Origin of the sequence: Streptomyces flavofungini (assembly GCF_041028215.1) — a bacterium.
Lineage (GTDB): Bacteria > Actinomycetota > Actinomycetes > Streptomycetales > Streptomycetaceae > Streptomyces > Streptomyces flavofungini_B.
In genome coordinates, this window is the sequence record NZ_JASKYR010000432.1 from 1 (window position 1) to 6711 (window position 6711).

The 6711-nt window shown below is 73.7% G+C and carries 4 protein-coding genes, 1 tRNA gene and 2 pseudogenes; 5 read left to right on the forward strand and 2 right to left on the reverse strand.

Annotated elements, in window-relative coordinates; genetic code table 11:
• Window positions 1-107: 107 nt before the first annotated feature.
• Window positions 108-878, reverse strand: a complete 771-nt coding sequence (locus AB8Z36_RS25970; protein ID WP_369215800.1) for an ABC transporter ATP-binding protein — start codon at window positions 876-878, stop codon at window positions 108-110.
• A 384-nt stretch (window positions 879-1262) separates the two neighbouring features.
• Between AB8Z36_RS25970 and AB8Z36_RS25975 the strand changes: the two genes are divergently transcribed.
• Window positions 1263-1345: transfer RNA gene (locus AB8Z36_RS25975), tRNA-Leu, on the forward strand.
• Window positions 1346-1534: 189 nt separating this feature from the next.
• Here the strand turns inward: AB8Z36_RS25975 and AB8Z36_RS25980 are convergent.
• The gene (locus AB8Z36_RS25980) at window positions 1535-3181 is read right to left on the reverse strand and encodes an IclR family transcriptional regulator domain-containing protein (RefSeq protein WP_369215801.1); all 1647 of its coding nucleotides are present in this window, start codon (window positions 3179-3181) and stop codon (window positions 1535-1537) included.
• 217 nt (window positions 3182-3398) lie between these two features.
• Between AB8Z36_RS25980 and AB8Z36_RS25985 the strand changes: the two genes are divergently transcribed.
• The 4 genes and pseudogenes from AB8Z36_RS25985 to AB8Z36_RS26000 form a co-directional block, all read left to right on the forward strand.
• A complete protein-coding gene (locus tag AB8Z36_RS25985) occupies window positions 3399-4577 on the forward strand; it encodes a 4-hydroxybenzoate 3-monooxygenase (protein ID WP_369215802.1) in 1179 nt (392 codons plus the stop codon).
• A 35-nt stretch (window positions 4578-4612) separates the two neighbouring features.
• The gene (locus AB8Z36_RS25990) at window positions 4613-5983 is read left to right on the forward strand and encodes an MFS transporter (protein ID WP_369215803.1); all 1371 of its coding nucleotides are present in this window, start codon (window positions 4613-4615) and stop codon (window positions 5981-5983) included.
• A gap of 66 nt (window positions 5984-6049) precedes the next feature.
• Window positions 6050-6538, forward strand: a pseudogene (locus tag AB8Z36_RS25995) (Bax inhibitor-1/YccA family membrane protein); the annotation flags it as partial.
• A gap of 64 nt (window positions 6539-6602) precedes the next feature.
• Window positions 6603-6711, forward strand: a pseudogene (locus AB8Z36_RS26000) (Bax inhibitor-1/YccA family protein); the annotation flags it as partial.

Consider the following 6711-nt stretch of genomic DNA (forward strand, 5'->3'; position numbering starts at 1 on the left):
CCTGTCAGGCCCCGGCAGGGGCGCGGGGAACCGCGCGATCGGCCGACGGAGGCCCGCACTCCCGGGCGAAGCTCAAGGGAGGCGGCGGCCGCGCGCAACCGGCGGTGCTAGCTCGTCCGCCCCTTGGCGTCGAAGTGCTTCATCCGGTCGAGCACGCCCTCGGCGGTCGGCCGCTGCATCTCGTCCACGATCCGCCCGTCCGCCAGGAAGATCACGCGGTCCGCGTAGGAGGCGGCGACCGGGTCGTGGGTGACCATGACGACGGTCTGCCCCAGGTCCCGCACCGAGTTGCGCAGGAAGCCGAGGACCTCGGCGCCGGAGCGCGAGTCGAGGTTGCCGGTGGGCTCGTCGCCGAAGATGATCTCCGGCTGGGAGGCAAGGGCACGGGCCACGGCGACGCGCTGCTGCTGGCCGCCGGACAGCTCCGTGGGCCGGTGCCCGAGCCGCCCGGAGAGCCCGACCATCTCGATGACCTGCTCCAGCCACCGCTTGTCCGGCTTGCGCCCGGCGATGTCCATCGGCAGCGTGATGTTCTCCAGGGCCGTCAGGGTGGGCAGCAGGTTGAACGCCTGGAAGATGAAGCCGATCTTGTCCCGGCGCAACTTGGTGAGCTGCTTGTCCTTGAGCGTGGACAGCTCGGTCTCGCCGATCCGCACCGAGCCGGAGCTGAAGCTGTCCAGGCCGGCCACGCAGTGCATCAGGGTGGACTTGCCCGAGCCCGACGGGCCCATGATCGCGGTGAACTCGCCCCGCCCGAAGTCGACGGAGACGTGGTCCAGGGCGACCACCTGGGTCTCGCCAAGGCCGTACACCTTGGACAGGTCCGTGGCGCGCGCGGCCACTGCGGTGGCCCGGGTGGCGAAGGATGTGGTGGTCACGGGACGGTGCTCCTGACGGGACGACGAAGGGGGATGTACTCCATCGTCTAGCCCGATCAGCGTCTTGTAGTCAGCCGCTGTTCCGGTTCCCGGGGCCCTCTCCAGTCGGACCCGAGAGCCCTGTGTCATACCTGGGGATGAGGGATGGCCCTGAGTCCGCGGGTGGGAACGGGAACGGGAGGAGGGTTAAATTCCGTCATTCCGCGCAGAGGCCCATGAGACCGGCCGAGAGCGTGGAAAGGCCTCCGGCATGTACCGATGGGCCATACCTGCGGCTGATGCACCCTCAGACGTCAATAAAATAAGACAACATCGGGCTCATCTTCCGCTGTTCGAGGGATGCCTCCCGATAGGGTCGAATCCTTGATGCGGGGCCCACGGCCTGCCCGGATGGTGGAATGCAGACACGGCGAGCTTAAACCTCGCTGCCCCTCGGGGGCGTGCCGGTTCGAGTCCGGCTCCGGGCACCTCCGCCACGACGGCGGTGCGGTGTGGCCGTGTGCTCCATCCCCGCATTCGTGTGCTCCGCCCGGCCTCCGTACGGCTTACGTCTGATGGCTCATCAGTTCGAGTGTCCCGCCACGGTGTTGTGCACGACGTCGCTGGGCTTCGGCCGTGGCTTCCGCGTGCGGCCGCCCCGGTCCGCCCGACGGGGTTCAGGGCAGCCGGACCGCCTGGAAGCGGGCGGCGGTGTGCAGATCGGCCTCGATGGCCGCCGCCGTCCCGCGCAGCGCGGGCAGCAGGGCGTCCCGGGTCTCGGCCAGGGGCGCGGTGCCCGCGTGCCGGGCGACGTTCAGGGCGGCGACGACCTGCCCCGCCGCGTCCCTGACGGGCACCGCCACCGAGCGCAGCCCCTCCTCCAGCTCCTGGTCGGCCGTGGCCCAGCCGTCGGCGGCGACGCGCTCAAGGACGCGCGCGAGCTCGTCCGGGTCCGTCACGGTCCGCGGGGTGAGGGCGCGCGGTGGAGCCTCGCGCAGCAGCCGCTCCCGCTCCTCGCGCGGCAGCCCGGCCAGCAGCACCCGGCCCATGGCCGTGGCGTACGCGGGGAAGCGGGTGCCGAGCGTGATGCGCACGCTCATCACGCGCACGGTGGCCGCCCGTGCCACGTAGAGGATGTCCGTGCCGTCGAGGACGGTGACCGACGCCGACTGGTGCACCCGCTCGGTCAGCTCCCGCACGTGCGGCTCGGCGATCTCGGCGAAGGTGAGCCGGGAGAGCGCCGCGTGCCCCAGTTCGAGGATGCGGGGGAGCGGCCGGTACAGACGCCCGTCGTGCGCCGCGTACCCCGCCAGCTCCAGGGTGCGCAGACAGCGCCGCGCGGTGGCCCTCGTGAGCCCGGCGGCGGCCGCGAGCGCGGTCAGCGGCAGCCCGTCGCCGCGCGCCCCGCCCAGCGCGCGCAGGACGGCGAGACCCCGCGCCAGTGACTGGAGGAACTCCGGGCCCAGCTCCGCCTTGGCGGTCGCCGGATCGGCGCTCCCCGCGCGCGGGGGGACGACGTCCGGCGGCTGCGGGGCCGCCGAGAGGCCCGCCAGCTCCTCGGCCTCCGCGCGCAGCCGGGGCAGCACCGCCGCCGCCAGGCCCTCGGCCGTGTGCCTGCTGGTGTGGCTCACCGCGGAGAGCGCGTAGCGCGTACGGCCCGCGGGGTCGCGCACGGGGACCGCCACCGCGATCAGGCCGGGCTCGATCAGCTGGTCGTCCAGGGCCCAGCCGGTCTCCCGGGAGCGGGCCACCCGGGCGGCGAGGTCCGGGATCTCCGTGGGTGCGGGGCCCGGCGGCAGCGCGGGGAAGACGTCCTGCGCCGGACCCGCCGCGACCCGGGCCCGCCAGGCGGCCCACCGCTCCTCGTCCCAGGCGTCCGCGAAGAGCGCGCCGGGGGCGCAGCGCTCCGGCGGCAGCAGATCCCCGATGCGGAAGGCCACCGACATCGCGCGGCGCCGCGCCGCCTGCGTCACGAAGCGGACGCCGTCGCCGTCGGGCACCGCGAGGGACACCGACTCGTCGAGCTCGTCCGCGAGCCGGACCGTGCGGGCCGCGACCTCGCCCGTCAGGCCGCTGGCCGCGAGGTAGGCGTTGCCCAGCTCCATCAGGCGCGGGGTGAGATGCAGCTCCTGCCCGTGCGCGCGGACGTAGCCGAGCCTGGTGAGCGTCGCGGTCACCCGGTCGACCGTGGAGCGCGCCAGCCCCGTGGCCCGCACCAGGTCGCCCGCGCGCAGCTGCCCGGGGTCCGCGAGCGCCAGGGCGCGCAGGACGGCCAGGCCCCGCTCCAGCGGGCGTACGGACTCGCCCGCGGGCTCTTCGGGCATGGCGTGCCTTCCCTCGTACGACGAAAAGAACGGGTGCCGCGCAAACCGACGCCGCGCGAACCGACGCCGCGCGAACTGTCGCCGCGCGAACCGTTGACAGCGCGCGGACACGGTCCGAGACTCCCGTCAGCACATTATGAACGAATGTTCACCAGGCGAACAAGAGCCTGGGGCCGACTCGCGGGCTCCCGTCCGGGAGCGAGGGGGGATTCCATCGATGCGCACGACCGTCGCGGTCATCGGCGCGGGACCGGCGGGGCTGCTGCTCGCCCGGCTCCTGGACAACGCGGGCATCGGCAACGTCGTCCTGGAGAGCCGCGACCGCGCCTACGTGGAACAGCGCCAGCGCGCCGGAATCCTGGAGCACGGCACCGCCGAAGCGCTGCGCGCGGCGGGCGCGGGCGAGCGTATGGACCGCGAGGGGCTCCCGCACGACGGCATCGAGCTGCGCTTCGACCGCCGCAGGCACCGCGTCGATCTCCCCGCCCTCACCGGCGGCAAGTACGTCACCGTCTACGCCCAGACCGAGGTCTGCAAGGACCTGATCGCGCTGCGCCTCGCCGACGGCGGACCGCTGCTCTTCGAGGCGGAGGCGCTCGCGGTGGAGGGCGCGGAGACCGCGGCCCCCAGGGTCCGCTACCGCCACGGGGGCCGCGAGGAGGTCCTGGAGTGCGACTACGTGGTGGGCTGCGACGGCTACTGGGGCGTGGCCCGCGAGGCCGTGCCCCAGGCGCTCTCCCGGGTGTCCGAGCGGACCTACCCCTTCGCCTGGCTCGGCATCCTCGCCGATGTGCCGCCCTCCCACGACGAGCTGGTCTACGCACGCCACGACCGGGGCTTCGCCCTGCTCTCCATGCGGACGCCGGTCCTCACGCGCGCGTACCTCCAGGTTCCCGCGGGCACCGATGCCGCCGACTGGAGCGACACGGAGATCTGGGACGAGCTGGACCGGCGCCTGGAGACCGACGACCCGGCCTGGCGGCTCGCCCGCGGGCCCGTCACGGCCAAGTCCGTCACGCCCCTGCGCGCCCATGTCCACGAACCCATGCGCCACGGGCGGCTCTTCCTCGCCGGGGACGCCGCGCACATCGTGCCGCCGACCGGCGCCAAGGGCCTCAACCTCGCGGTCGGCGACGTCGTCACCTTCGCCCGCGCGCTGACCCGGCTGCGCGACACGGGCGACCCGGGCCTCCTCGACGCCTACTCGGACACCTGCCTGCGCCGCGTCTGGCAGGCCGAGCGCTTCTCCTGCGCGATGACGGCGCTGCTGCACCGCGCACCCGACGCGACCCCCTTCGACGACCGCCTCCAGCTCGCCGGGCTCGACCGGATCACCGCGGTCCGCTCGGCCGAGACCGACCTGGCGGAGGGCTACACCGGCTTCCCCCTCGACTGACCGGACCGTTCGACCGCCCGGAAGGACCCTCCTACGTGACCACGAGAACTCCGCCCCCGGCCCCCGAGCGGACCTTCGGGACCGTCGCGCCCGTCCTCGCCCTGTGCTGGCTCGTCGTCTTCTTCGACGGCATGGACGTCAACATCTACGGGGCCGTCATGCCGCACCTGCTCGACGACGAGGGCTTCGGCTTCTCCCCGTCGACCGCGGGGACCGTCGGCTCCTGGACCACCTTCGGCATGCTGATCGGGGCGCTCGGCTGCGGCACCCTCACCGACTGGGCCGGGCGCAAGCCGATGGTCACCGGCAGTGTCGTCCTCTTCTCGCTCGGCTCCGCGCTCTGCGCGCTCGCGCCGGACGCGGCGTTCTTCGGCGCCGGACGCTTCGTCTCCGGGCTCGGGCTCGGCGGGCTCATGCCGATCGGGCTCGCCATCGTCGCCGAGTTCGCGCCGCCGCGCAGGGCCGCGCTCGCCACCGGCCTGATGATGACCTCGTACCACGCGGGCGGCATGGCGGCCACCGGCCTCGGGCTCGCGCTCGGGCCGGCACACGGCTGGCGCGTCGTCTTCTGGGCCGGGGTGATCCCCGCGGCCGTCGCCGTGCCGCTGGTCCTGAAGTGGCTGCCCGAGTCGCCCGGCGTGCTGCTCGCCAAGGGGCGCGCGCGGGAGGCCGAGGCGGTCGCCGCCCGCTACCGGCTGCCCGCCCCGACCCTCGCCGAGGCCCCCGGGGCCGGGGCCAGGGGGCGGTGCGCCGCGGTCGCCGCCCTCTTCGCGCCGGGGCGGCGCCTGGCCACCCCGCTGCTCTGGGCCGCCTCCTTCGCCGGGCTCCTCCTGGTCTACGGCGTCTCCACCTGGCTGCCCCAGCTGATGCGGGCCTCCGGCTACTCCCTCTCCTCCTCCGTCACCTTCCTGATGGTGATCAACGCGGGCGGCATCGTCGGCATGCTCGTCGCCGGGCGGACCGCCGACCGCTTCGGGGCCGTCAGGGTCTCCGCCGTCTGGTTCGTGCTCACGGCGTGCGGGGCGTTCCTGCTCAAGGCCGAGCTGCCGCTCGGCATCGCCTACGCCGTCGTCTTCGTCACCGGCATCTGGCTCTTCTCGGCCCAGGTCATGGTCTACGCGGCGGCGCCCACGGTGTACGGGCCCGCCGAGCGCGCCACCGGCCTCGGCTGGGTCACCGGCGTCGGGCGCACCGGGGCCGTCGTGGGGCCCTGGCTCGGCGGCGCGGTCGTGGCGGGCGGGAACGCCTCGCTCGGCTTCACGACCTTCGCCGTGGCCGCCGTGCTCGGGGCCGTGGCGATCTCCCTGGTGCCACTCGTCCGGGGCAACGGTTCCGATCCGGGAACAGTGCGGCCCGTCCCGAGCGTTCTCGGTCACAGAGAGGGAAAGATCCTCCCCAAGCACTAGGGTCATCCCTTTGCCTACGCATTACTCTTGAGGCAAAGCCACACACGGTGGCCATGGAGGAGTGAAATGAGGAGCAGTAACCCGGTCTTCTCGCGACGGGGGTTCAGCCGCGACAACGGCTACGCCGGCTTCGGCGCGCAGCCGCAGGCCGGGGGACCCGCAGCAGCGACCCAGACCGCCCAGCAGGGCAACCCGTACGCGCAGGGCAATCCGTACGCGGGCCAGCAGGCCCCCGCGGGCAACCCCTACGCCACCAACCCGTACGCCCAGCAGGACGTCCAGCACGGCGCCCCCGCGCCCATGACGTCGGCCGGCCGCATGACGATGGACGACGTCGTCCTGCGCACCGCGACCACGCTCGGCACGCTCGTCGTCACTGCGGCGCTCGCCTGGGCGCTGCTGCCGGTGGACGACGCGAACATCAGCAAGTCGTACGGCATCGCCATCGGCGCCGGTCTCGTCGCGATGGTGCTCGGCCTCGTGCAGGCCTTCAAGCGCAAGGCCTCGCCCGCGCTGATCCTGACGTACGCCGCCCTTGAGGGTGTCTTCCTCGGGGGGGGGGGGGGGGGGGGGGGGGACGCTCGTCGTCACTGCGGCGCTCGCCTGGGCGCTGCTGCCGGTGGACGACGCGAACATCAGCAAGTCGTACGGCATCGCCATCGGCGCCGGTCTCGTCGCGATGGTGCTCGGCCTCGTGCAGGCCTTCAAGCGCAAGGCCTCGCCCGCGC